Here is a 2,916-nt window from a genome sequence, read left to right as displayed (position 1 = left end):
TTTTCGTTTTTCCCAGGGGGGGTCTCGGGGCGCGGGTCGGTGGGGGGGGAGTGGGTTCTGCATGTCATCTCGGCTGGGGGCGGGACCGGCCGGTCCCGCCCGCAGCGGTTGTGTTCACGGGAGCGCGTTTGTGTTTACGGGAGCGGCGGGCTCAGCCGTCGGCCGCCCCGTTCCCCGCCCCGTCCGCTGTTCCATCCGCATCCGTACTCGCATCGGCATCCGTCTCCGCCGCGCCCTCTGACGTCCCCTCTGACGTCCCCTCCGATGTCCAGGTGCGCAGCGCGCGGGCGATGTGCCGCAGTGGAACCCCCGGGCCCGCGATATCGCGCATCAGCGCCAGCACCTCGGAGCCCTTGACGTCCTGGGTGACGGACAGGCCGTTTATCGTCAGCACCGCCCGGGTCGCGGCCCATGCGGCGTCGGCCTGGGAGTGTTCGAGCCAGGGGTGGCGCAGCAGTGTGTCGAGGACCGCGGCCGCCTTGAGATGGGCGCCCCAGTACACGTCCTGATTCAGCATGTTCGCGCCGTGCCGGTGGATGGCCGCCAGCGGCACCCCGTAGTCGTCTATCGCGGGCGAACCGGGGATGTCCGCGGTCGCCTGGAGCAGGGTGGGGAAGTCGATGGCATGCCCTGGAGAACGGGGCGACCGGGCCGACCGGGTCAACAGGCGTCCTTCAGGCGCGTGGCCGGGTCGAACCCCATCTCCCTGCTCGTGCTGCGCGGACGCGCCGCAAGCTCCTCGTTGAGCTCCTTGAACTCGCCCCGCCAGCGCTGCAGCGAATCCCGGAACGCGGCCAGGAAGGCCTCCCGCGTCTCGTCCCGGTCCAGCGCGAGCTGAGCCCGCCCGTACGCCTGGAGCGTCATGCCGACGGCCGCCGCACGGCGCCGGATCTCCTCGTGTTCTTCTTCGGTGAGCCGGAGGATGAGGTTGGCCATGCCGGGAGACAATCACCCCGAATCAGGTGATCGCAATCCCCGTGGGGAATGAACCAGGGCGCCTCGTGGTTGACTCGCTGACTCTTCGACTGATCGGAAAAAGCGAGCCCCATGCGTGTAGAGATCTGGTCCGACATCGTCTGTCCCTGGTGCTACATCGGAAAGGCCCGCTTCGAACAGGGCCTGGCCGCCTTCGACCACCGCGACCAGGTCGAGGTGGTGCACCGCTCCTTCGAGCTCGACCCCGACCACCCCAAGGGCGACACCGTGCCGGTGCTCGACATGCTCGCGACCAAGTACCGCGTCCCGCGCGAACAGGCCCAGGCCATGGAGGCCCGGGTCGCGGAGGCCGCCGCCGACGCCGGGCTCGGCTACCGCTCCGACCGCGACCACGGCAACACCTTCGACGTCCACCGGCTGCTGCACCTCGCCAAGGCCCGCGGGCGCCAGGGCGAACTGCTCGACCGGCTCTACGCCGCGAACTTCGCCGAGGAGCGGTCCCTCTTCGACCCCGAGACGCTGCTCTCCGCCGCCGCCGAGGCCGGGCTCGACCCCGCCGAGGCCCGTACGGTGCTCGACGACGAGACCGCGTACGCCGAGGACGTACGGGCCGACGAGAGCGAGGCCGCCGCGCTGGGCGCCGGCGCCGTTCCCTTCTTCGTCCTCGACCGCCGCTTCGGCGTCTCGGGCGGCCAACCGGCTGAGATCTTCACCCAGGCGCTGAGCCAGGCATGGGAAGCGTCGCAGGTCAGCGGGGACAAGTAAGCACTGCTTGGGGGTACGCGTCAGATGTCGGCGATGGACGCGGGGGTGGGCGCCTCTCATAGTGGGTGGACATGGAGCCCTTGGGAGGCGCGGAATTCGCGCCGCAGACGACGTACCTCAACACCTCCTCCACCGGTCTGATCCCCGCCCGGACCGTGGCCGCCATGAAGCAGGCCCTTGACGCCGCCGCGGGCGGAGGGCCCGCCGCCGACCTGGCCTGGGAAGCAGTGGAGGAGGCGCGCGCCGCCTTCGCCCGGCTGACCGGGGTGCCGGCCCGGCGGGTCGCGGCGGGTGCCTCGGTCGCCGTGTACGCGGGGCTGGTGGCGGCCTCACTGCCGTCCGGCGCCGAAGTCCTCGTCGCCGAGGGCGACTTCAGCTCGCTGGTGAACCCCTTCACCATGCGCCGCGACCTCAAGCCGCGCGCCGTCCCGCTGGAGGCCCTGGCGGACGCGGTACGCCCCGGCACCGCCCTGGTCGCCGTCAGCGCAGTGCAGTCGGCGGACGGCCGGATCGCCGACCTCGACGCCGTCCGGGCGGCGGCCCGCGCGCACGGCGCCCGGCTCCTGGTCGACAGCAGCCAGAGCCTCGGCTGGCTGCCGCTGAACGCCGACGACGTGGACTACACCGTATGCGTCGGCTTCAAATGGCTCATGTGCCCGCGCGGCGTCACTTTCCTGACCGTGCCCGAGGACTTCGGCGGACTCACTCCGGTCTTCGCCGGCTGGGCGGCCGGCGAGAAGCCCTGGGACAGCTGCTACGGGCCGGTCGAGGAACTGGCGCACTCCGCCCGCCGCTTCGACCAGAGCCCCAGCCTCCTGTCGTACGTGGGCGCCGCGCGCTCCCTCGCGCTCGTCGAGGAACTGGGCACCGCGGCCATCGGCGCCCACGACCGCGCCCTCGCCGACCGCTTCCGGGCCGGGCTCACCGCGCTGGGGCACCACTGCGTGCCCGCCCGTGGCTCGGCGATCGTGTCCGTGCCGGGGCTCGGCCACGCCGCCCCCCGCCTCGCCGAGGCCGGCGTCTCCGTTGCGGCGCGCGCGGGAAATCTGCGCGCCTCGTTCCACCTCTACAACACCGAGGCGGATGTGGACCGGCTGCTGGAGGTGGTCGCGGACGTGGTGGCGGGGGGGGCTCTGTTGGATAATTCGTACCGCAGGCAAGCAAGGGGACGGGCACGCAGCAGCGGTCAGTCGCGCGATTTTCTACGCCTGGCTA

4 protein-coding genes are annotated in these 2,916 nt (G+C 71.8%); 2 read left to right on the top strand and 2 right to left on the bottom strand.

What is annotated here, in order from left to right:
* Positions 1-151: 151 nt before the first annotated feature.
* Entirely contained in the window at positions 152-664 is a 513-nt protein-coding gene (locus ACWDSL_RS52850; RefSeq protein WP_450496856.1) for a fic family toxin-antitoxin system, toxin component, read from the bottom strand.
* Entirely contained in the window at positions 661-936 is a 276-nt protein-coding gene (locus ACWDSL_RS52845) for a plasmid mobilization protein (protein WP_014180695.1), read from the bottom strand. The genes ACWDSL_RS52850 and ACWDSL_RS52845 overlap by 4 nt, the downstream gene beginning before the upstream one ends.
* A 111-nt stretch (positions 937-1,047) precedes the next feature.
* Between ACWDSL_RS52845 and ACWDSL_RS52840 the strand changes: the two genes are divergently transcribed.
* Both ACWDSL_RS52840 and ACWDSL_RS52835 read left to right on the top strand, forming a co-directional pair.
* The gene (locus ACWDSL_RS52840; protein ID WP_450496854.1) at positions 1,048-1,701 is read left to right on the top strand and encodes a DsbA family oxidoreductase; all 654 of its coding nucleotides are present in this window, start codon (positions 1,048-1,050) and stop codon (positions 1,699-1,701) included.
* 71 nt (positions 1,702-1,772) lie between these two features.
* Positions 1,773-2,916 (top strand): aminotransferase class V-fold PLP-dependent enzyme (locus tag ACWDSL_RS52835; RefSeq protein ID WP_450496852.1); only part of this gene is annotated, 1,144 nt, incomplete at its 3' end.

Source organism: Streptomyces sp. NPDC000941 (assembly GCF_053599555.1).
The sequence above is the reverse complement of the archived record's forward strand: the minus strand, read 5'-3'. Positions and strand labels throughout refer to the sequence as shown.